Below are 23,420 nucleotides of genomic sequence, written 5' to 3'. Positions count from 1 at the left end.
ATGACATCGACCTCCACACCCCTGGCCGGCTTGCGCATCATCGACTGGACCCACGTGCTGGCCGGCCCCTTCGCCGGCTACCAGCTCGGCCTGCTCGGCGCCGAGGTGATCCGCATCGAGCGCGCCGATGGCGACGACATGATTCGCGCCAAGGGCCTCGATGCCGAACTGACCACGCTCGGACTGGGCGAGACCTTCGTGACACAGGGCGCGGGCAAGCGCTCGCTGGCCATCGATGCGCGCGACCCGCGGGCCAAAGAGGCGCTGAGCGAACTGATCGGCAGCGCGGACGTGCTGCTGGAGAACTTCCGCCCCGGCAAGCTGGCGGCGCTCGGCTTCGATCCGCAGCAACTGATCGCGCGCCATCCGCAGCTGGTCGTCTGCTCGATCACCGGCTTCGGCCCCGCATCGGACCGACGCGCCTACGACCACGTCATCCAGGCCGCGAGCGGGCTGATGGCGGCCAACGCCGACCGCGACGGCAAGCCGCAGCGGGTGGGTTTTCCTCTCGTCGACTACGCCGTGGGCCAGCAGGCCGCGCTGGCGGTGATGAGCGCGCTCTACCGGCGCGACCGGCCGAACGGCGAGGCACGCACGCGCGGCGAATGGCTTCAGGTGTCGATGATGGGCGCGGCGCTCACGCTGATGGCGCCCACCTACGCCGGGCCGCTGGTCAGCGGCATGGAGATGCCGCGCAGCGCATCGACCGCGTTTTCCGGCAGCCCGCTGTCGGGCACCTTCGAGGTGGCCGACGGCCAGTTGGCCATCGTCTGCAATGCGGCCGACCAGGCGAAGGGGCTGCTGAACGCGCTGCGCGAAACCGGCACGGACGCCTCGCTGCTCTCGTCACTGAACGAGGCCGCCGAGCAGCGTGATGTGCCGCGCGCGCAGGCGCTGCTGGGCCAGGCGCTGGGTGGAAGGAGCACGGCCGAATGGGATGCGCTGCTGACCCGCCACGGCGTGCCCGCCACGCCGGTGATGCGCCCCGCGCAGGCGGCGGCACAAGTGGCGCGCGACTGGCCGCACGTGGAACTGCCGTTGCCGAACGGCGCGCGGCGGGTGCCGGTGCCAGGCATCGGCTTCACGTCCAGCGAGCCGCTGACACCTTCGCTGCGCGCGCCGGTGCGTCGCGGCGCGGACACCCGCCGCCTCCTGGCCGAAGCCGGGCTGGAGGCGCCGACCATCGCGGCCATGCTCGCCGACGGCACGGCGAGCGAGCCCTCGGACTGAGCGCCGCGGTGGTCCCGCTGGTGCTGCGGCGCGTGCCGATTCGCCGCCGAAAGTGTGGCGAAAACGCCGAGAAAAATATTTCTCCAGGTTTTTCAGCGTCGCTGCCTGTTTCGCAGGCACCGTGTTGCAGGCCCCGCCAGGCAAGGGTTTTGCGCGCTGCGCACACGGTTTTCCACAACATTGTCCCCATCGGGATTGGAAAACCCGTCACTTCGATGTGCTAGGGCGCGAACCGGGCAGGGGCAGCCGCAGCCAGACGGTGGTGCCGGCACCGGGCGCGCTGTCCGCGCCCAGGGTGCCATTGTGTTTCTGGACCACCGCGCGCACGACGGAAAAGCCCAGGCCCATGCGCCGCGTGCCCGTGCCCTTGGTCTCGCCGGGGGCGGCTTCCGGCGCGGTGGGCGCGCGCCGTCCGCGCGGTGCGTGGAGCAGGGCGTCGAGCTGTCCGGGCGTCATGCCCGAGCCCTGGTCGCTGACGGAGATCCGGACGCTGGCCGCGTCCGCGCCGTCGGCGCCGGGTTCGATGGCCATGCCCAATTCCACGCGGCGGCCGGACGGGCTGTGGCGGATGGCGTTGTTCAGCAGGTTGACGATGGCGCGGGTCAGCAAGGCCCCGTCGGCGCGAAGGATCGTGTCGCCGGCGTCGTCGTCGATGCGGGCTTCGACGCGCACGCCATGAGCCTGCGCGTAGTGCCACACCTGGTCTCTGGCATCGAGCAGCACGGCGCCGACGTGCGTGTCCGCAAAGCGGTAGTCGTCCGATTCGGCGAGCGCGAAATCCATGAAGCCCTCGGCCATCGCGAGGGTGCGCTCGGCTTCGCGGCCGATGGCCGAACGCATGTCGGCATCGGCCGTGGGATGCATCGACAGGATGCTGAGGATCGTGACCTGCGGGCTGCGCAGGTCGTGCGACAGGAACTGGCGCCACTCGTCGCGCTGGCGCTGCGCTTCGCGCTCGGCCGTGAGCTCGGGCAGCATCACGACCCAGCCCCGGTCTTCGGGCGCGTCCCCGCTGAAGGCCGCGGCCTCCAGGCGGAACACGCGCGCGTCGGGGGTCGCGTATTCGCCGTGCAGCCGGTCGGTCCAGTGGGCGGCGTCCGTGCGGGCCGGCGCGCCGCTGGCGGGCGGCACGGCCAGCGGCGCGATCAGCTCGGGCAGGCGCACGCCGCGCAGCGCGGGCGGGGCCTGGCCATCGTCGTCGTGCGATGGCATGGCACCGGCGCCCAGCAGCCGGAAGGCCGCGGCGTTGCCCGACCCGATGCGCCCCTCTTCGTCGCAGATCAGCATGGCCACGGGCATCGCCTGCATGGCCTTGTCCATGAGCTGCTGCATGCGCCGCAGGCGTGCAATGGCGCGGTCGAGCGCCTGCTTGGGATGCTCCGCCGGGTCGGCGGGCGCCGGCGAGCGGGCCGGCATGACTTCGAAGGTGCCGCCGGGGAGGGCGTCGAGCACCTGTGCGCGCTTGCGCAGGTAGACGAACTGCGATTCGAGACGGCGCCAACTCCACAGCAGGTAGAGGATGGCCAGGCCGAGCATCGGCGCGACAGGCGGCAGCCAGTGGTGCCACACCAGCATGGCGATGCCGCTGATCAGCAGGCACGCGCTCGCGAGGCCGGCGGCGATCGGCAGCGCGTGCCGGCCCCGCCGGACCAGCAGCCACAGCGCGAGCCACAGCGGCACCACGGTCCAGGCGGCGTGCCACAGCGGCGGCGACACGCTCACGTTGCGCCCGTGCATCAGGTTGTCGATGGCATTGGCATGCACCTCCACGCCGGGCAGCACGCCGCGGATGCCGGCGTTGGGCGTGAGCGTCTGGTCGCCGAGGCCGGGCGCGGTGGCGCCCACGAGCAGCAGCTTGTCGCGCAGCAGCTCGGGGGGCACTTCGCCGCGCAGCACGCTCACGTAGGGCACGGTGCGGTAGCTGCCGCGCGGGCCGGCGAACAGCAGGCGCAGCGGGCTCTGGCGCAACCAGTCGACCGGCGTCGCCTCGGGGTCGACCACGGCCGGCGGGACGCGCCGCGCCATCAGCGCGCCCACGTAGGGCTGCAGCTGGTTCGGATAGCCCTCGAGCAGGTACAGCGTGCGCGCCACGCCGTCGGCGTCTGGCGCGAGGCCGGCATGCCCCACGCCGCGGGCCTGGGCGGCAAAGTCCGGCAGCGGTGGCAGGAAGCCCGGCCATTCGTGGCTCGTGAAGGCCAGGGGCTCGCGTGCAGCAGCGGCAGGTACACGGGCAGCAGGCCCATGGCCTGCGCCAGGTGCGCGTCTTCGCGCGGGTCGGCGCTCGGCTCGGTCAGGAAGAGGTCGAGCAGCACCGCGCGCGGCACCGCGGGCGCGAGCCGTTCGAGCAGGCGCGCGTGGGTCGCGCGGCTCCAGGGCCAGCGACCGAGCTCGCGCAGGCTGTGCTCGTCGATGGCGATGATCAGGATGTCGGCCGACGCCCGGTGCGAGGCCAGGATCAGCAGGCGGTCGTGGATGTACGCATCCATCTGCAGCAGGCCCGGGCGGTGCGCCAGGCCGAGCATGGCCAGCGGCAGCAGCAGCGCCATCAGCAGGCGTTCGACGACGAGGCGCATGCGCGTGGCCCCGCTTCAGCGCACCGGGATGTCGAAGCTTCCGCCGAAACCGGTCGCTGCGGACGCAGCACCGTCGGGGGTGGCCTGGCGCGCGCGCCAGTGGTAGCGCCCGCCGAGCGCGAAGGGGCCGACCGTCATGCCGGTGGCATAGACCGCGGGCTCGTTCACCAGCAACACGGCGAAGTCGGGGCTGCGCGAGAGTTCGAAGGTGTAGCGCTGGCCCGCGATGCCCGGCCAGCGGACCTCCACGCGCCCGTCAGGCAGTGCGGTCGACGTGCTCTGGCCGCCCGCGCCGCCTTCGACCGTGGGCAGGTAGACCGTGCCGTCGCCCGGCAGCCCTTCGAGCCGGGCGGCATCGAAGGCCGTGAGGCGCAACTGGTAGAGGCCCGATGGCAGTTCCGCCGGCACCGTGAAGGAAGGTCCCGGGCCGCGTTGTTCGTACACCGGCAGCAGGAAGCGCTCGTCGCGCGCCAATTGCAGGCGGTAGGTTTGCGCGCCCGCAACGGGCGTGAAGCGGAACGTGCGGTCGTTGCGCGCCGTCGTCTCGGGCACCAGCTGGGGCGCCGGCAGCAGGCCCTGTGCTTGCGACGGGCCGCTCTCCAGCAGCACCGCGCCGCGGCCTTCGCGCAGCACGAGCGGCGGTTCGGCCTGCGCGGTGCGCTGCACCACCACTTCGCCCGAAATCACTTCGCCGGTCAGCACGCCGTCTTCGTCGCGCACGCGGAAGTGGGTGCCGCGCACGCCCAGGCCCATCGACCGCGCGCGGATCTCGAACTGCTGGTTCGGCTGCTGCTTGTGCACCTGCGATTCGACGCGGCCCTCGATCAGCCGCAGCCGCACCGTGTTGGCGTCGATGGCCAGCACCTCGAGCGCGCTGCGCGAGGGCAGCACGACGCGGCTGCCGCCCGCCACCCCGAGGGTCACGAAGGCATCGGTGCCGGTGATGAGCGTGTCGCCGGCCTGGATCGGCAGGCCGGGCGTGAGGACCTGTTCAGGCACACCCGCACGCTTGCGCGAGGCCCGACCCTCGACCGCGGTGACCACCGCCGCGCCCTCGGGCACGAGCCGGCCGTCGGCAAAGTACAGCACCGTGCCCGGTTGCAGCAGGCGGGGCTCGCCCACCTGGTTGCGCTGCTGCACTTCGGGCCAGCGCAGCGGCGTGTCCAGCTGCTGGCCCGAGATGCCCCACAAGGTTTCGCCGGGCTTCACCACGTGCGGCGACTGCGCGCCCGCCGCCGTGGCGACGAGCAGCGCGGCGCAGGCCAGGAGGCGGTGCGGGCGGAACGGGGTTGGGTGCGTCGTCGCCATCAGGAATCCGCCTGCGGTGCGTGTTGCGTGGCCTCGAGCCGGTAGCCGCGGCCATACACCGTGCGCAGGCTCAGTCCGCTTTCGGCTTCGAGGCCGAGCTTGCTGCGCAGCCGGTAGATGTGGCTGTCCAGCGTGCGCGAAGGCAGTTCTTCGTTGCTGTAGCCGGCGCTTTCGAGCAGATGCGCGCGCGACACCGTGTCGCCCATGTGCTGGAACAGCGTCAGCGCGAGCTTGAATTCGCGGTCGGTGAGGGCATGCCGCTGCGGCGCGGCGTCGTCGCCCGGGGCCGGGTGGATCAGCACGCTTTGCGACACCCGCTCGAACTCCCAGCGGCCGAAGCGCTCGCCGTCGGACGGCGCGAGCGGCACGCGCCGGGCCATCAGGCGCTGCACGCGGGCGCGCAGTTCGAGCGGTCGGAAGGGTTTGACGATGTAGTCGTCGGCGCCGAGGTTCAGCGCCTGCACCACGTCGTGCTCGGAAGCGCGTGAACTCAGCATGAGCACCGGCACCTTGTCGGTCTGCCACTTGCGCAGCCACTGCAGCAATTCGACGCCGGCGAGGCCGGGCACGTTCCAGTCGAGCACCAGCAGATCGAAGCTTTCGCGCCGCAGTGCCTGTTGCAAGGTCGACCCGTTCGAAAACGTGATGCAGGTCACATTCGTCTCGCCAATTGTTAACAGCTGCTCGAGTGTCCGCACGAGATGCGAGAGCTGGTTCGGGTCGTCTTCAAGGATGGCGATGCGCATGGACTCCAGGGGTGGCGGCGGCAATTTTGACAGTGAATCCACACCCGAAATCTGACGAATTCCGTAGCGTGAACGTTAGCAACATTGTTGGCGATGGTTATGAAGTAGTAAAGAAATTCACAAATGCAGACTAAAGCTGGCTGCAAATCTGACCAAACCTCACGCCGGCCCTTCGACCCTCGAAGGCCCTCGACATCATCCGCCCCCTGTAGCGCCACCCGGCGCTCCGATCACTCCACATCTCCGGTCATCTCCGCTCGCCATGTCGCGATCCTGCGGAGTAAGGCCGGCTTGCATCCGAGGAACAGGGGAAATGAACAAGTCTTATCGATCCATCTGGAATGAGGCGCTGGGCGCTTGGGTTGCCGCGTCGGAAATTGCTTCGGCTCGAGGCAAGAGCTCCCGCAGCAAGAAGGTGCTCGCTGCTGTCTCGTTGGTCCTGGCCGGCATGTCGGGGGGCGCTCTGGCGGAGTTTTCGCAGGGACTCGAGGGACAGTTCTGCAGCCGCCCTGTCCGGGGCTCCGGCACATGGACCTGCAATGTGCCCAACGCTACCGGCGGCTTTGCCACGGTGAGCGGTGTTCCCGACCTGGGGCCCAACCCCGATTTCACCGCCCTGACGGCTTGGGTGTCCGCCAACCTGGGTGCGAACGCCATTGCTCTCGGCTCGCAGGGGACGAAGGCCAGCGGCGCCAATGCCATTGCCATCGGTACCGACGCCGTTGCGACGGGCGACGGATCGACCGCGATCGGCTATGGCAGCAGCGCCAAGTATGCGAATGACGTTGCGGTCGGTCGCGCCAATGTGGCGGTCGGAAATTCCATGAATACCGTCAGGCCGGCCGTTGCGATGGGTTTCAACAACAAGGCGCTCCAGACAGACGCCGTGGCGCTCGGCTCGGGGAACAACGCCTGGGGAGAGAGCGGTGTGGCGGTCGGCCACAGCAACGCGGCAGGCAACGCCGGCTCGGCCTTCGGGTATGGGAATGAAGCGACAGGTGACTTGACGCTTGCCATGGGCGTGTTTTCCCGCGCGACGAACCTTTATTCCATGGCGGCCGGGGCGCAAAGCGTTGCGGAAGGCGTCTACGCGACCGCACTCGGCGGCGCCAACGTGGCTCGCGGCGACAACGCGACCGCGGTAGGTACAGGCAATGCCGCCGACGGCGAGTCAAGCACCGCCGTGGGCAAATGGAACACTGCCAATTCAAGCAGCGTGGACTCCACCGCCATCGGCTCCGGCAACACGCTGGGCTTGTGGAACGGCGGCGGCACGCTGCCCGAAGGCGGTGAACGCTCCACTGCCGTCGGCTATGGAAACACCGTGAAGGCCAATGAGGCCGTCGCCCTCGGCGCGAACAACACCATCGACCAAGGCGCGGACCGGGCGGCGGTACTGGGGTCGAGCGCAACGGCCAAGGTGGCCGACGGCGTGGCACTGGGCTCGAGCGCGGTGGCCGACATCAAGTCCTTCACCGACGATGCGACCCGCGCGGGTTACGTGCCCGCTGGCGCAACTGCGGCTCAGAAGACGGCCATCAATGCGACCAACAGCACGTTGGCGGCGGTGAGCGTGGGCGATGCCGCCAACGGCAAGTACCGCCAGATCACCGGTGTGGCAGCCGGCACCGAGAACGGCGATGCGGTGAACGTGGCGCAGTTGAAGGCAGCACAGGCAGCCGCGACCACGCATTACTACAGCGTGAACGACAACGGCGTTGCGGGCGGCAACTACGACAACAAGGGCGCCACGGGCCTCAACGCCATCGCCTCGGGCGTCGATGCCAAGGCCGGCGGGGACCATGCGACCGCCATGGGCCACGGCGCGACGGCCGGCGGCCACTATGCGATTGCGCAGGGCTACCAGGCCAACGCGGCCGGCGCGAACGGCGTGGCGATCGGAACCCAGGCCTCTGCCGCCAAGGGCGGCACGGTGGCAATCGGCGCAAGCGCAGGCAAGGATTCGACCGTGCTGACGGGGACCTTCATCGGCTCCGGTGCCGGCAACAAGAGCGCTGGCGCGGACATCACCGCCATCGGCAACAACGCAGGGCAGGCGGCGTCGGGCAACAGCAACACCTTCATCGGGGCAACGGCCGGCAGCTCGTCGGAGGGCGACCTGAACAGCTTCATCGGCGCGGGGGCGGGCATCTTCTCCAAGGGCACCGCCAACTCGGCCTTCGGCAACCTGGCGGGCGCAAACACCGAGGGCGACAGCAATGCCGCATGGGGCTTCGCCGCGGGCGCGTTCGTGAAGGGCGACGGCAACATCGGCATGGGCACTTCGGCGGGCGCCAGCGTCGTGGGTTCGGGCAATGCCGCGATCGGGCAGGGGGCGGGGCTTGGCACCCAGGGTGATGCGAATCTCGCCATCGGTGCGGGGGCAGGCTCGATCGCCAAGGGCAATGGCAACGTGGCGCTGGGCCAGAACGCCGGTCTTGCCGCCGACGGCAACGAGAACATCGCGCTCGGCCAGACGGCAGGGGCCCTGGTGAGCGGCAACCGCAACCTGGCGATCGGCTCGGCCGCGGGCCTTGCCGGCGATGTGGCCTCCGGGAACATCACGCCGACGACGGCGAGCGACACGATCGCCCTGGGCACCCAGTCATTTGCCAATGCCGAGCGCGCCATCGCGATCGGCACCGGCGCCCAGGCGCTGGGCACGCAGTCGATCAGCATCGGCACGGGCAACGTCGTCAACGGCAACAACAGCGGCGCCATCGGCGACCCGACCGTGATCGACGGCACCAACAGCTACAGCGTGGGCAACAACAACACGCTGGGCGCTGCGGCGAACAACACCTTCGTGCTGGGCAACAACGTCAAGGTCAACGTGGCCAATGCCACGGCACTGGGCGATTCGACCAGCGTGACGGTGGCCGACGGCGTGGCGCTGGGCAGCAAGTCGGTGGCGAGCACGGACAAGGGCGTGGCGGGCTTCGACCCGGCCACGGGCCTGGCCTCGACGGACACTTCGGCCACGTGGAAGAGCACGCTGGGTGCGGTGAGCGTGGGCGGCAACGGGCAGACGCGGCAGATCACGAACGTGGCGGCGGGCACGCAAGCCACCGATGCGGTGAACGTCGCGCAGCTCAAGGCGGGCCAGACGCACTACTACAGCGTGAACGACAACGGCGTGCAGGGCGGCAACTACGCCAACGACGGCGCCACCGGCATCAACGCACTGGCGGCGGGCGTGGGCGCGCAGGCCAACGGCGAGCGCAGCGTGTCCATTGGCTACCAGGCCGGCGTGGGCGCCAGCGCCGGCTTGGCCGGCCAGAACAACGTGGGCATCGGCACCGAAGCGGGTGGCGGTGTCGTGGGTTCCAGCAACACCGCCGTGGGTTCCGCTGCGGGCAAGGACGTGGCCGGCAGCTCGAATGCGGCGTTCGGCATTGCGGCGGGCCAGGGCGTCCAGGGCGACTACAACCTGGCGATGGGTGTCTACAGCGGCATCGGGACCAAGGGCACCTACAACACCGCGATCGGCGGCAGTGCGGGCCAGGCCGTGAACGGCAACGACAACATCGCCATGGGCGACCTGTCGGGCTCCTCCGTCGTCGGCGACACGAACGTCGGCATCGGCGCGGCGGCGGGCGCCGGCACCAAGGGCAACAGCAACGTTGCCATCGGCACCCTGGCGGGCGTGGTCGATCCCGCGACGTTGAGTGGCATCACCGCCGACAACACGGTGAGCATCGGCAACAGCGCCGTGGCCAGCAAGAACGACGGTGTTGCCATCGGCCGCCAGGCGCAGGCCAGTGCGGCCAACGGTGTCGCGCTCGGCGCGGATTCGAAGGCCACGCAGGACGCGGCGGCGCTGGCGCTCAAGAACGCCTACGTGCCGGCAGGTGCGACGGCCGTGGCTGGCGCCGTGCCGGTGGGCGAGGTGTCGGTGGGCAGCGCAGGCAAGGAGCGACGCGTCACCAATGTGGCGGCCGGTTCGGACAACACCGATGCGGTGAACGTGAGCCAGCTCAAGGCGGCGCAGACGCATTACTACAGCGTGAACGACAACGGCACGCAGGGCGGCAACTACGACAACAAGGGCGCGACCGGCATCAATGCGATCGCGGCAGGCGTGGATGCCGTGGCCGCGGGCGTGGGCACCGTGGCGGTCGGCAACTTGGCCGGCTCGGGCAGCACGGCGGCTGGCAATTCGCACAACACCTTCGTCGGGTACGGCGCGGGCCGGCAGGTTGCGGGAGCGGACAACACGGCCGTCGGCAACAGCGCCGGAGTGTCGGTGACGGGCGGGAACAACACTGCGCTCGGGTTGAGCGCGGGCGCCCGCGTCACCGGTGACTCCAACATCGGCATCGGCGTGAACGGCGGGGCGGTCACGACCGGTTTCTCCAACGTGGGCATCGGAAGTTCCGCGGGGCAGGGCACCAACGGCGCCTTCAACGTGGCGCTGGGCGGTCTTTCCGGCGGCGGGGTGCAGGGCAGCGCCAACGTCGCGATCGGGTTGAACGCGGGCGAGAACATCAGCGCCAGCAACACCGTTGCCATCGGCAACCGTGCAAAGGCCACGGGCGACAGCGGCGTCAGCATCGGCACCGATGCCAGCGCCACCTACGCGAACGCGGTGGCACTCGGTGCCAACAGCACCACGGCCACGGACCTGGCGACCTTGAACGCGAACGCGGCCTACGTGCCGCCGGGCGCAACCTCGGTCGCCGGAGCGGTGCCGGTGGGCGAAGTGTCGGTAGGCGGCGTGGGTGCCGAGCGGCGCATCACCAACGTGGCGGCCGGCGCGGTCGATACGGATGCGGTGAACGTGAGCCAGCTCAAGGCCGTCGATGCGACCGCCAATGCGGGATGGAATGTGGCTGCCAACGGTGAAGCCACGGGCGGCAATGTCGCACCGGGCGCCAAGGTCGACTTCAGCAACTCGGACAGCAACATCGCGATCACGCGCATCGGTACGGATCTCGACTTCAAGCTCGCTGACGATGTGAAGGTCAACAACAGCGTGACGGTGGGCCAGAGCGTGCTCAACACGACGGGCCTGACGGTGAACGACGGCGCGACGACCACAGCCGTTGCGGCCAGCGGCGTGACCAGTGGCTCGGTCAACCTGAGCGGCGTGACGAACGACATTCAGGGTCTGAGCAACAAGACGCTGACCGACCCGAGCTTTGCGACCGTGGGCCGTGGGGCCACGGAAGAACAGCTCAAGATCGTCAATGACACGGCCAGCGCAGGCTGGAACGTGGCGGCGAACGGCGAAGCCACGGGAGGCAACGTCGCACCGGGCGGCAAGGTCGACTTCAGCAATTCGGACAGCAACGTCACGATCACGCGAAGCGGTACGAACCTCGACTTCAAACTGGCTGACGACGTCAAGGTCAACAACAGCGTCACGGTGGGCCAGAGCGTGCTCAACACCACGGGCCTGACGGTGAACGACGGCGCGGGCAACGTCACGACGACGTCGGCGACGGGCACTACCGTGACCAACGGCACGACCACGACGGCGATGGCTGCCGGCGGCGTGACCAGCGGGACGGTCAGCCTGAGTGGCGTGACGAACGACATCCAGGGCTTGAGCAACAAGACGTTGACCGACCCGAGCTTCGCGACGGTGGGCCGCGCAGCGACTGAAGAGCAGCTCAAGATCGTCAACGACACGGCCAGCGCAGGCTGGAACGTGGCAGCGAACGGTGAGGCCACGGGTGGCAATGTGACGCCTGGCGGCAAGGTCGACTTCAGCAATTCCGACAGCAACGTCACGATCACCCGCAGCGGTACGAACCTCGACTTCAAGCTGGCGGATGACGTGAAGGTCAACAACAGCGTGACCGTGGGCCAGAGCGTGCTGAACACCACCGGTCTGACGGTCAACAACGGAACGACCACAACCGCAGTCGCGGCAGGCGGCGTGACCAGTGGCTCGGTCAACCTGAGCGGCGTGACGAACGACATCCAGGGCCTGAGCAACAAGACGCTGACCGACCCGAGCTTTGCGACCGTGGGCCGTGGGGCCACGGAAGAACAGCTCAAGATCGTCAATGACACGGCCAGCGCAGGCTGGAACGTGGCGGCGAACGGCGAAGCCACGGGAGGCAACGTCGCGCCGGGCGGCAAGGTCGACTTCAGCAATTCGGACAGCAACGTCACGATCACGCGAAGCGGTACGAACCTCGACTTCAAGCTGGCTGACGACGTCAAGGTCAACAACAGCGTCACGGTGGGCCAGAGCGTGCTGAACACGACGGGCCTGACCGTGAACGACGGCGCGGGCAACGTCACGACGACGTCGGCGACGGGCACCACCGTGACCAACGGCACGACCACCACGACGATGGCTGCTGGCGGTGTGACCAGTGGAACGGTCAGCCTGAGCGGCGTGACCAACGACATCCAAGGGCTGAGCAACAAGACGCTGACCGATCCGAGCTTTGCGACGGTGGGCCGTGCGGCCACTGAAGAGCAGCTCAAGATCGTCAACGACACGGCCAGCGCAGGCTGGAACGTGGCGGCCAACGGCGAGGCCACGGGTGGCAATGTGACGCCTGGCGGCAAGGTCGACTTCAGCAACTCCGACAGCAACATCGCGATCACGCGCACCGGCACGAATCTCGACTTCAAGTTGGCGGATGACGTCAAGGTCAACAACAGCGTGACGGTGGGCCAGAGCGTGCTCAACACCACGGGCCTGACGGTCAACAACGGCACGACCACCACCGCGGTCGCGGCCGGCGGTGTGACGAGCGGCAGCGTGAACCTCAGCGGTGTCACCAACGACATTCAGGGTCTCAGCAACACGACGTTGACCGACCCGAGCTTTGCAACCGTGGGGCGTGCGGCCACTGAAGAGCAACTGAAGAAGGTCAACGACACCGCCAGCGCAGGCTGGAATGTCGCGGCCAACGGCGAAGCCACGGGCAGCAATGTCGCGCCGGGCGGAAAGGTCGACTTCAGCAATTCGGACAGCAACATCGCCATCACGCGAAGCGGTACGAACCTGGACTTCAAGCTGGCGGATGACGTCAAGGTCAACAACAGCGTGACGGTCGGCCAGAGCGTGCTCAACACCACCGGCCTGACGGTCAACAACGGCACCACGACCACTGCGGTGGCAGCAGGCGGCGTGACCAGCGGCAGCGTGAACCTCAGCGGTGTCACCAACGACATCAAGGGGCTCAGCAACACGACGCTGACCGATCCGAGCTTCGCGACGGCGGGACGTGCAGCGACCGAAGAGCAACTGAAGAAGGTCAACGACACCGCCAGCGCAGGCTGGAGTGTCGCGGCCAACGGCGAAGCCACGGGCGGCAACGTCGCGCCTGGCGGCAAGGTCGACTTCAGCAATTCGGACAGCAACATCGCGATCACCCGCAGCGGCACGAACCTCGACTTCAAGCTGGCTGACGATGTGAAGGTCAACAACAGCGTGACGGTGGGACAGAGCGTGCTCAACACCACGGGTCTGACGGTCAACAACGGCACGACGACCACGGCCGTTGCGGCCGGCGGCGTGACCAGCGGCACGGTCAACCTGAGCGGCGTCAGCAATGACATCCAAGGCCTGAGCAACAAGACGCTGACTGATCCGAGCTTCGCGACCGTGGGCCGTGGGGCCACGGAAGAGCAGCTCAAGATCGTCAATGACACCGCCAGCGCAGGCTGGAACGTGGCAGCGAACGGCGAAGCCGCCGGCAGCAACGTAGCACCGGGCGCCAAGGTCGACTTCAGCAACTCGGACAGCAACATCGCCATCACCCGCAGCGGCACGAATCTCGACTTCAAGCTGGCCAACGACGTGAAGGTCAACAACAGCGTGACGGTCGGCCAGAGCGTGCTGAACACCACGGGCCTGACCGTGAACGACGGCACGACCACCACGGCCGTCGCGGCGGGCGGCGTTACCAGCGGCACCGTCAAGCTCAGCGGCGTCAGCAACGACATCCAGGGCCTAAGCAACAAGACGCTGACCGACCCGAGCTTCGCGACGGTGGGCCGCGCTGCGACGGAAGAGCAACTGAAGCAGGTCAACGACACCGCCAGCGCAGGCTGGAATGTCGCGGCCAACGGCGAAGCCACGGGCGGCAATGTCGCGCCAGGCGGCAAGGTCGACTTCAGCAACTCCGACAGCAACATCGCCATCACCCGCACCGGCAGCAACCTGGACTTCAAGCTGGCCGACGACGTGAAGGTCAACAACAGCGTGACCGTGGGCCAGAGCGTGCTCAACACGACGGGCCTAACGGTGAACGACGGCGCAGGCAACGTCACGAAGACGACGGCGGCGGGCACCACGGTGACCAACGGCACGACCACCACCGCAGTCGCAGCCGGCGGCGTCACCAGCGGCACCGTCAAGCTCAGCGGCGTCAGCAACGACATCCAGGGCCTGAGCAACAAGACGCTGACCGACCCGAGCTTTGCGACCGTGGGCCGCGCGGCCACCGAAGAGCAGCTCAAGCTGGTCGATGCCACGGCCAGCAAGGGCTGGAACCTGAGCGCGAACGGCGAGGCGACGCCGCAGAACATCGCACCCGGCGGCACGGCCAATTTCGCCAATGGCGACAACATGGTCGTCACCCGCAACGGCAACACGCTGACCGTGGCCACGGCCAAGGACGTGAAGTTCGACAGCGTGACCACCGGCGACACGGTGATGAACAACGCCGGCGTGACCGTCGGCCCGAACGTCACGCTCGGTGCCACCGGCCTGACCATCGTCGGCGGTCCGAGCGTGACCACGGCGGGCGTCGACGCGGGCGGCAAGGTGATCACCAACGTGGCGCCGGGCGTGGCCGGCACCGACGCGGTGAACGTCAGCCAGCTCAAGGACACGGTCGCCGAGAGCAAGACCAAGTACTACAGCGTGAACTCGACCGGCGGCGGCAACGAGAACAACGACGGGGCCACGGGCGCCGACGCGATCGCCGCGGGCAAGGACGCGCAGGCGACGGCTGTCAACGCCCTGGCCATGGGCACGGCGGCGCAGGCCGCGGGCATCAGCGCCACGTCGATCGGCAATGCCGCCTGGGCGATGGGCGACCGCAGCACGGCGGTGGGCTACTTCTCGACTGCCGACGGCATCGACAGCGCCGCCTTCGGCGCCTGGGCACGGGCCGGCGGCAATGGCAGCGTGGCCGCGGGCATGGCATCGAACGCCTCGGGCGTGGCGAGCGTCGCGATGGGCGCGCTGAGCGCCGCGGCCGGCGACGTCAGCGTGGCCGTGGGCGCAGGCAGCACGGCGACCGTGGCCGGTGGCGCGGCCCTGGGCGCAGGCTCGGTGGCCGACCGCGCGGCCGGCGTGAAGGGCTATGTGCCGCCGGAGGCAACCGCCGCGCAGGCGGACGCCATCGCCGCCACCACCAGCACCACGGGTGCGGTGGGCGTGGGCGACGCCGCCCACGGCGTGTTCCGCCAGATCACCGGCGTGGCCGCCGGCAGTGCGCCGAGCGACGCCGTGAACGTGGCGCAGCTGCAGGCGGTGGCCAGCCAGGCCGCGGCGGCGGGCAGCAAGTGGATCACCGGGTCGCCGACGACCTACGTGGCGCCCACGTCCACGGGCACCGACAGCACGGCGGTGGGCTCGGGCGCGGCCGTCAAGGCCGACCAGGGCGTGGCCATCGGCACCGGTGCCGTGGTCACCACGAAGAACAGCGTCGCGCTGGGCAACGACGCCACCACGGCGGAGGCCAAGCCCACCAAGGAGGTCACGCTTCAGGGCACGACCTACCAGTTCGCAGGCACCAAGCCGGTGGGCGTGGTCAGCGTCGGTTCGAAGGATGCCGAGCGCCAGCTCACCAACGTCGCGGCCGGCGAGATCAGCGCCACCAGCACCGACGCGGTGAACGGCAGCCAGCTGTACGCGACGAACCAGGCGATCAACAACATGACCACCGGTGGTGGTGGCATCAAGTACTTCCACGCCAACTCGAAGGCGGCCGACTCGAACGCCGCCGGCGCCGAGAGCGTGGCCATCGGGCCGAACGCGGTCGCGCTGGGCAACAACGCCATCGCCACCGGCAACAACGCGCAGGCCAAGGCGGCCGGCAGCATCGCGCTGGGTGCCAACAGCACGGCCAGCACGGCCAACAGCGTGGCGCTGGGCGACGGCGCGGTGGCCAACCGTGCGGGCATGAACGGGCAGCGCGAGATGTTCTCGAACACCGTGGTGCAGTCGGCGCAGGGCGCGGTGTCGGTCGGTGCGGCCGGCAACGAACGCCAGATCACCAACGTGGCCGGCGGCACGCAGGCCACCGACGCGGTGAACGTGCGCCAGTTGCAGGCCGTGCAGCAAAGCGCGGTGCGCTACGACACGAACGTGGACGGCAGCGTCAACTACAACAGCGTGACCATGGGCAACGGGGCCTCCACTGGCCCCGTCACGGTGCAGAACGTGGCGCCGGGCGTGGCGCCCACCGACGCGGTCAACGTGCAGCAGCTGAACCAGGCCGGCGCCGCCGGCATGGCCTACACCGACGCGCGCACCAACGCGCTGGGCAACGAGCTGCGCAACACCGCCAAGAACGCGTATGCCGGCGTGGCCGCCGCCATGGCCGTGCAGATGCCGGGCACCTCGGTGCCGGGCAAGACGGTGATGCGCGTGGGCTACGGCACGTTCAAGGGCGAGAGCGCGGTGGGCATCAGCTTCCGCCGCACGGCCGAGAACAACGGCTGGAGCGTGACCGGCGGCGTGGGCATGAGCCGCGCCGGGGCCGCGGCCACGGTCGGTGCCGAGTGGGTCTTCAATTGAAGCGGGAGAGAAAAAGAATGAAGCAGATGAACCGAACCCTGTCCGCCGTCGCACTGGCGGCCTTGCTCGCGGCCCTGCAGGGCTGCGCCTCGCCCGGCGCCGCCATCGACAAGGACGCGCAGGCGCGCGCAGCGGCCGAGAAGCCCGCAGCGCCCAGGCCCGAGGAGTTTCCGGCGCTGGACAGCGCCAAGTGGAAGCAGGGCGCCTTCCCGGGCACCGAGAAGTTCCAGCGCGTGCGCCCCGGCATGGGCAAGGACCAGCTGCGCGAGCTGCTGGGCTGGCCGCACTTCAGCGAAGGCCTGTGGGGCGTGCGCGAGTGGAACTACATCTTCCACTTCTACACGGGCAAGGGCAGCGAGCACGTCACCTGCCAGTACATGGTGCGTTTCAACGGCAGCGAACTGATGACCGGCGGCTGGTGGAAGAACCCCGACTGCGCCTTGCTCGCGCAGCCGCCGGCGGCCACGCCGATCCCGGCCAGCACCAAGCTGGCGCCGCCGCAGAAGGTCACGCTCAATGCCGACGGCCTGTTCCGCTTCGACGGCGCCTCGCTCACCGACCTGCAGCCCGCGGGCCGCGCGCGGCTGGAGCACCTGGCGGTCGAGCTGCGCAACAACTTCCGCTCGCTGCACTACATCGTGGTGACCGGCCACACCGACCGGCTGGGCGGAGACGCCTACAACGAGGCGCTGTCGCTGGAGCGCGCCAACACCGTGCGCGACCTGCTGGTGCAGCAGGGGCTGGACCGCAAGCTGATCCGCACCGCGGGCATGGGCAAGCGCCAGCCGGTGGTGTCCGACTGCGAAGGCAGCCGCAGCACGCCGGCGCTGCTGCAGTGCCTGCAGCCCAACCGGCGCGTCGAGCTCGACATCGCAGGGGAGCAGTGACGATGAACGCGCCTGCTCCCTCGGGGTACCGGATCGCGCTGGTCGATTCCGACGCCTTGCAGCGCGCCTGTACCGGCAACTCGCTGACGGCGCTGGGGGCCGACTTCATTCCCTTCGTGCGCATCGCCGACCTGATCCAGGCGCTGGAGGTGGGCCAGCGCTTCGATGGGGTCATCGTGGGGCTGCACGCCGACGCGCAGAAGACGGTGGCGCGCGTGCCCGCCATGCACCAGGCGGCCGACTGGATGCTGCCGCTGCTGTACCTCACGCACCGCTCGGAGCTGGAGAGCGTGGAGTCGGTGCCCGTCGCGGTGCGCGCGCAGCGTTCCTTCGAGCTGCTGCTGACGCCCGTGTCGAACGAAGACCTGGGCGCCTGGCTGGCGTCGCTGGACGGCCGGCTGAAGCCGGCGCGTCTGATTCGCGTGGGGGCGGACGCCTGACGCGCGCCCGGGGCCCGGCCCGATGCAGGGCCGGGCCTGTCAGCAATTCACGGCAAGGGCGGCATGGCGTGGCCGGCCTCTTCGCGTGAACTCCCTCTCCTTGACGGGTTCGCGCCCAGGCAACACCGACACCAGCCGGTAGCCCTGCTTGTAGACCGCGCGCAGCTCGTAGCCGTTCGCGGCGCACAGGTCCAGGCGCTTGCGGATGTTGGCCGCGCACACGTCCAGCACGCGCGTGCCTTCGTAGGGCGTGGTCTTGTCCCAGATCGACTGCCACAGCCACTCGCGCGTGATCACCTGCCCGGCGTTGCGGAACAGCGTGACGGCAAAGGCGTACTGGCGCGGCTGCAGGCGGATGCGCCGCTCGTGCAGCAGCACCGTGTGGGCCATGTCGAGAAAACGGTAGGGGCCCCAGCTCGCCGCGCCGAGGCTGGCGGTCTGCGCGGCCTGCCGGGCGCGCAGCAGCAGGGTGCGCATGCGCCAGGCCAGTTCGTTGATGGCGTCGTCGATGCCGGCGCCGTGCAGCTCGATGAAGTCGTCCCAGCCCGGCGCGTCGCGCCAGGGCATGAGCTGCTCCCAGCGCCTGTCGCGCACGATGAGCAGCGTCGGAATGTTCAATGCCCTGCAGGCGGCGAAGAGGCTGCGCGAAGCCAGCTCGTTCTCGACCACCAGGAGCAGCAGGTCGATCGGCTGGCCGCTGTCCAGCAACGCAAAGAAGTCGCCCGCACTCGAGAACCGCAGGGTGTCGTAGCCCAGGCGGGGCAGGCTGTGCAGCAGCTGGGGGCCGGTGGTGCCTTGCGGGTCGAGCAGGGCCACGCGCGTGGTCACCGGCATGGCTCAGGACGCCTTCTTGCCGTCCCGGACCGCCAGCACCACGATGCCCACGGCGCACGCCGCGAACAGGAGGCCCGTCGGCACGGCGCCCAGGGTGCCCATCAGCCAGCCGTACAGGTCGGTCAGCATGGCGATGAGCCGGTTGCCGCGGGTCTGGCGGCTCAGGTCGTTGGCGATGAATGCGTTGAACGACAGCACTGAGAAAACCAGCGCCACAAAGCCAGCCACGATCCACTTCACGATGTTTTGCTCCCTTGGTCCCCGGTGCGGCGCAGGCTGGCCGCCCGGGGCGTTCAATGCTAGCGGGGGCTTCGGGGTGGGAGTCTGATGAATTCTTTCAGCGCCGTTCGGAGCGGCGGCGGACCGGTCTCGGAGGGGAAAACGGGCGGGAAAAATATTTTTCCGGGTTTTTTACCTTCGCTGCCTCTTTCGCAGGCACCGCGTTGCAGGCCCCGCCAGGCAAGGGTTTCACGCGCTGCACACACGGTTTTCCACAACATTGTCCCCACCGGATTGGGAAAACCCGTCATGGCGATGTGGTAGGGCGAGCGGTGGCCCGGCGGCGGGCAAAAAAATACCCGCCGGAGCGGGTATCTCGAGGGGCCCCCGAAGGGGCGCGCTCTAAGGCAAACAGAGAGCTCTTCTTTTGCGGCCCTGTTGCGTGACAGCAAGTGCATCCTCGGCGAGGACGCGCGCCCAGCATGTCAGCTGAAAAATGTCGTAACCGTAGGACAAGTTAAAAAGTGTGAAGAATTTGGCACTTTTTCGAGCTTCCGGGGATACCCGCGGTTCGCACGATCGTGCAGAACTGTCGGTGTTGTCCGACAAGCCGGGGGCGGCCCGGGCCCTAAATTTTGCGGACTCGCTTCAAGTGCGGGTTCTCTGTGCGTGACAGCAATCCAGAGATTCAGCCCAGCATCGTGCTGGGTTTTTTTTGCGCGTTTCCTGGCGTTTTCTGGGGTTTTGGCTCGTCAGCGCAGGAAGACATGCTCCATGAACTGCCGGATCGGGTACTGGATCACCGTCTGCACCCGGGCCGGCAGCTCCAGCGGGCGCATCAGCATCTTCAACGTGGCGGCGGGACTCAGGTGGGTGCGGATGGTGCGGTTCATGTGCGCGCTCAGTTGCTGCACGTAGGCCGCGTCGCCGGCGCGGTGCGGGGCGCGGGCCTGCAGCACGTGGCGGACGGCGCAGTCGGCGTCCTCGCTTTTCAGCTCCAGCGTGCGCCGGCCGATGGTGCCCATCACGCGGAAACGGTTCAGCCGCTCCTGCGCGCGGTAGCGGCGAAAGAACCGGTAGAAGTGCTTGTAGTGGTTGATCTCGTCGGTCGCGATGCGGGTGGCGAGGTCGCGCAACACCGGCTCGGTGGTGCTGCGGGCCATGGCCCGGTAGTAGGTGGCGGTGCCGGTCTCGACCACGCAGCGGGCGGTCATTTCCAGGGCGCGGGTCGGGGCCAGCAGCTCGACCTTGCAGTAGGTGGCGTACTCGTCGAGGAAGCCGCGGTAGGCGGTCTCCCAGGGAAATTCGGGCCAGACGTGGTCCACGTAGGCGCGCAGGGCCCGGCCGTGCTGCAGCTCTTCCTGCTCCCAGTGGTTCGACAGCCACTCGGTGACCTCGTCGTCGCCCCGGAAGAAATCGACCAGGTTCTGCGTGTACAGGTCGGAGCCGCTCTCGATGAAGGAGGCCGACGCCACCAGGTAGAAGAGGTTTTCGTCCGTGCGCACCTGCTCGCGTGCGATGCGGGAGAAATCGAGGTCTTCGATCTTCCAGTGTTCCGACGCCTGACCCGCCATGCGTGCTCCTTGATTCATGTTGCCGATGAAAACAGGGAAGAAACAGGCTGCAGCCGGGGAGGGCGCGCACCGCTTCAGCCGTCCATATTAGCCCCGGCTCCCGGATCGCGCGTGCGCAAGGCCCGCGGCGGGCCCGGGCACCATGCGCAAACCTATAATCGATTGTTCAAGCAAATCAAGCAGTTAGGCCGGTTCAACGCAGTGGTTTCGACGCAGGGTCGCCATCGCCAGGCCGCCCCCGACAGCAGACGAAATCCAAAGATGAGCCAGCCCACATTCACGGTCGCGGACATCCGCAAGACCTTTCTCGATTTCTTCGCCTCCAAGGGCCACACGGTGGTGCCTTCGAGCTCGCTGGTGCCGGGCAACGACCCGACGCTCATGTTCACGAACTCGGGCATGGTCCAGTTCAAGGACGTGTTCCTCGGCGAAGACAAGCGCCCCTACGTGCGCGCCGCCTCGGTGCAGGCCTGCCTGCGTGCCGGTGGCAAGCACAACGACCTCGAGAACGTGGGCTACACCGCGCGCCACCACACCTTCTTCGAGATGCTGGGCAACTGGAGCTTCGGCGACTACTTCAAGCGCGACTCGCTGAAGTGGGCCTTCGAGCTGCTGACCCAGGTCTACAAGCTGCCGGCCGAAAAGCTCTGGGCCACCGTCTACATCGAGGACGACGAGGCCTACGACATCTGGACCAAGGAAATCGGCCTGCCGCCCGAGCGCGTCGTGCGCATCGGCGACAACAAGGGCGGACGCTACATGTCCGACAACTTCTGGATGATGGCCGACACAGGCCCGTGCGGCCCGTGCTCCGAGATCTTCTACGACCACGGCCCCGAGATCCCCGGCGGCCCGCCCGGCTCGCCCGATGAAGACGGCGACCGCTACATCGAGATCTGGAACAACGTGTTCATGCAGTTCGACATGCAGCCCGACGGCTCGGTCAAGAAGCTGCCCGCGCCCTGCGTCGACACCGGCATGGGCCTGGAGCGCCTGGCGGCGATCCTGCAGCACGTGCACAGCAACTACGAAATCGACATCTTCGACGCGCTCATCAAGGCCGCCGGCCGCGAGACCGGCACGCAGGACCTGTCGAACAACTCGCTGCGCGTGATCGCCGACCACATCCGCGCCACCTCCTTCCTGGTGGCCGACGGCGTCATTCCCTCGAACGAAGGCCGCGGCTACGTGCAGCGGCGCATCGTGCGCCGCGCCATCCGCCACGGCTACAAGCTGGGCCAGAAGAAGCCCTTCTTCCACAAGCTGGTGCCCGACCTCGTGAAGCTCATGGGCGACGCGTACCCCAAGCTGGTGGCCGACGAGAAACGCATCATCGACACGCTGAAGGCCGAAGAAGAACGCTTCTTCGAAACGCTGGCCAACGGCATGGAAATCCTCGACGCGGCGTTGGCCGGCGATGCCAAGGTGCTGCCGGGCGACGTCGCCTTCAAGCTGCACGACACCTACGGCTTCCCGCTCGACCTGTCGGCCGACGTGTGCCGCGAGCGCGGCCTGAGCGTCGACGAAGCGGGCTTTCACGCCGCCATGGAAAAGCAGAAGGCCGCGGGCCGTGCCGCCGGCAAGTTCAAGATGGACCGCAACGTCGAGTACGCCGGCGCGGGCAACACCTTCACCGGCTACGACCACCTCGAAGAAAACGCCAAGGTCGTCGCGCTGTACCTCGACGGCGTGGCCGTCGACGCGCTGAAGGAAGGCCAGAGCGGCATCGTGGTGCTCGACACCACGCCGTTCTATTCGGAGAGCGGCGGCCAGGTCGGCGACCAGGGCGTGCTCGTGGCCGAAGGCGTGCAGTTCGGCGTCGACGACACGCAGAAGATCAAGGCCGACGTGTTCGGCCACCACGGCACGCAGACCCAAGGCACGCTGAAGGTCGGCGACACGGTCAAGGCCGCGGTCGACACCGCGCGCCGCGCCGCCACCATGCGCAACCACTCGGTCACCCACCTGATGCACAAGGCCCTGCGCGAAGTGCTGGGCGACCACGTGCAGCAGAAGGGCTCGCTGGTCGACGCCGACAAGACGCGCTTCGACTTCGCGCACAACGCACCCGTCACGCGCGAGCAGATCCTCGAGATCGAAAAGCGCGTCAACGCCGAGATCCTGGACAACGCGCCCACGCAAGCCTGCGTGATGGACCTCGAATCGGCCCAGAAGACCGGCGCCATGATGTTGTTCGGCGAGAAGTACGGCGAGACCGTGCGCGTGCTCGACATCGGCACCAGCCGCGAACTGTGCGGCGGCACCCACGTGGGCCGCACGGGCGACATCGGCCTGTTCAAGATCGTCAGCGAAGGCGGCGTGGCCGCCGGCGTGCGCCGCATCGAAGCCGTCACGGGCGCCAACGCGCTGTCGTACCTGCAGGACCTCGAGTCGACCGTGCACAGCGTGGCCGCCACGCTCAAGTCGCCGGCCGCCGAGCTGCAGGGCCGCCTCTCGCAGGTGCTCGAGCAGGTCAAGACGCTCGAACGCGAAGTGGGCGCGCTCAAGGGCAAGCTCGCATCGTCCAAGGGTGACGAGCTCATCGCGCAGGCGGTGGACGTCAACGGCATCAAGGTGCTCGCGGCCAAGCTCGACGGCGCCGACGCCAAGACGCTGCGCGACACCATGGACAAGCTCAAGGACAAGCTGAAGACCGCCGCCATCGTGCTGGCTGCCGTCGACGGCGACAAGGTGCAGATCGCCGCTGGCGTCACGGCCGACAGCATCGCCAAGGTCAAGGCCGGCGAGCTGGTCAACTTCGTGGCCCAGCAGGTCGGTGGCAAGGGCGGCGGCAAGCCCGACATGGCCATGGCCGGCGGCACCGACGCCGCGGGCCTGCCGGCCGCGCTGCAATCGGTGCAGGCCTGGGTCGCCCAACGGACCTGAGGT

12 protein-coding genes and 1 pseudogene are annotated in these 23,420 nt (G+C 68.6%); 6 read left to right on the top strand and 7 right to left on the bottom strand.

Features of this window, described 5'->3' with window-relative positions; genetic code table 11:
- Nucleotides 1-1,230: a CaiB/BaiF CoA transferase family protein gene (locus FFI97_RS09155; protein WP_139701729.1), complete on the top strand. Its 1,230-nt coding sequence runs from the start codon at nt 1-3 to the stop codon at nt 1,228-1,230.
- 207 nt (nt 1,231-1,437) lie between these two features.
- Here the strand turns inward: FFI97_RS09155 and FFI97_RS09150 are convergent, their stop codons facing one another.
- From FFI97_RS09150 to FFI97_RS09135, 4 genes are read right to left on the bottom strand one after another with little or no spacing between them, the layout of a single operon-like run.
- Complete coding sequence (locus FFI97_RS09150; RefSeq protein WP_144004411.1) at nt 1,438-3,357, bottom strand: CHASE2 domain-containing protein; 1,920 nt, start codon at nt 3,355-3,357, stop codon at nt 1,438-1,440.
- Complete coding sequence (locus FFI97_RS09145; protein ID WP_144004410.1) at nt 3,255-3,803, bottom strand: CHASE2 domain-containing protein; 549 nt, start codon at nt 3,801-3,803, stop codon at nt 3,255-3,257. The genes FFI97_RS09150 and FFI97_RS09145 overlap by 103 nt, the downstream gene beginning before the upstream one ends.
- A gap of 15 nt (nt 3,804-3,818) precedes the next feature.
- Nucleotides 3,819-5,111, bottom strand: a complete 1,293-nt coding sequence (locus FFI97_RS09140) for a FecR domain-containing protein (RefSeq protein ID WP_139701727.1) — start codon at nt 5,109-5,111, stop codon at nt 3,819-3,821.
- Complete coding sequence (locus FFI97_RS09135) at nt 5,111-5,857, bottom strand: response regulator transcription factor (RefSeq protein WP_062474555.1); 747 nt, start codon at nt 5,855-5,857, stop codon at nt 5,111-5,113. Before FFI97_RS09135 ends, FFI97_RS09140 begins: the two co-directional genes overlap by 1 nt.
- A 262-nt stretch (nt 5,858-6,119) precedes the next feature.
- Between FFI97_RS09135 and FFI97_RS34410 the strand changes: the two are divergent.
- The 4 genes and pseudogenes from FFI97_RS34410 to FFI97_RS09120 all read left to right on the top strand — a co-directional run.
- Nucleotides 6,120-6,287, top strand: a pseudogene (locus tag FFI97_RS34410) (ESPR domain-containing protein); the annotation flags it as partial.
- A 111-nt stretch (nt 6,288-6,398) separates the two neighbouring features.
- Complete coding sequence (locus tag FFI97_RS09130; protein WP_260684946.1) at nt 6,399-16,577, top strand: hypothetical protein; 10,179 nt, start codon at nt 6,399-6,401, stop codon at nt 16,575-16,577.
- Between the two features lie 26 nt (nt 16,578-16,603).
- Entirely contained in the window at nt 16,604-17,464 is an 861-nt protein-coding gene (locus FFI97_RS09125) for an OmpA family protein (RefSeq protein WP_139701725.1), read from the top strand.
- Between the two features lie 2 nt (nt 17,465-17,466).
- Complete coding sequence (locus FFI97_RS09120; RefSeq protein WP_095744971.1) at nt 17,467-17,904, top strand: hypothetical protein; 438 nt, start codon at nt 17,467-17,469, stop codon at nt 17,902-17,904.
- Nucleotides 17,905-17,943: 39 nt separating this feature from the next.
- Here FFI97_RS09120 and FFI97_RS09115 read toward each other — a convergent pair whose 3' ends face one another.
- From FFI97_RS09115 to FFI97_RS09105, 3 genes are all read right to left on the bottom strand, one after another.
- Complete coding sequence (locus tag FFI97_RS09115; protein ID WP_235944108.1) at nt 17,944-18,738, bottom strand: winged helix-turn-helix domain-containing protein; 795 nt, start codon at nt 18,736-18,738, stop codon at nt 17,944-17,946.
- A gap of 3 nt (nt 18,739-18,741) precedes the next feature.
- Complete coding sequence (locus tag FFI97_RS09110; protein WP_062474563.1) at nt 18,742-18,978, bottom strand: hypothetical protein; 237 nt, start codon at nt 18,976-18,978, stop codon at nt 18,742-18,744.
- 731 nt (nt 18,979-19,709) lie between these two features.
- Nucleotides 19,710-20,531, bottom strand: a complete 822-nt coding sequence (locus FFI97_RS09105) for a ferritin-like domain-containing protein (protein ID WP_139701724.1) — start codon at nt 20,529-20,531, stop codon at nt 19,710-19,712.
- Nucleotides 20,532-20,792: 261 nt separating this feature from the next.
- Here FFI97_RS09105 and alaS point away from each other — a divergent pair, with 261 nt between their 5' ends.
- Entirely contained in the window at nt 20,793-23,417 is a 2,625-nt protein-coding gene (gene alaS / locus FFI97_RS09100; RefSeq protein WP_139701723.1) for an alanine--tRNA ligase, read from the top strand.
- The last annotated feature ends 3 nt before the right edge of the window (nt 23,418-23,420 follow it).

This window comes from Variovorax sp. KBS0712, assembly GCF_006323185.2.
In the GTDB taxonomy this organism is placed as follows: Bacteria; Pseudomonadota; Gammaproteobacteria; order Burkholderiales; family Burkholderiaceae_C; genus Variovorax; species Variovorax boronicumulans.
Note: the sequence above shows the minus strand (reverse complement) of the source record. Positions and strands in the feature narration are given on the sequence as shown.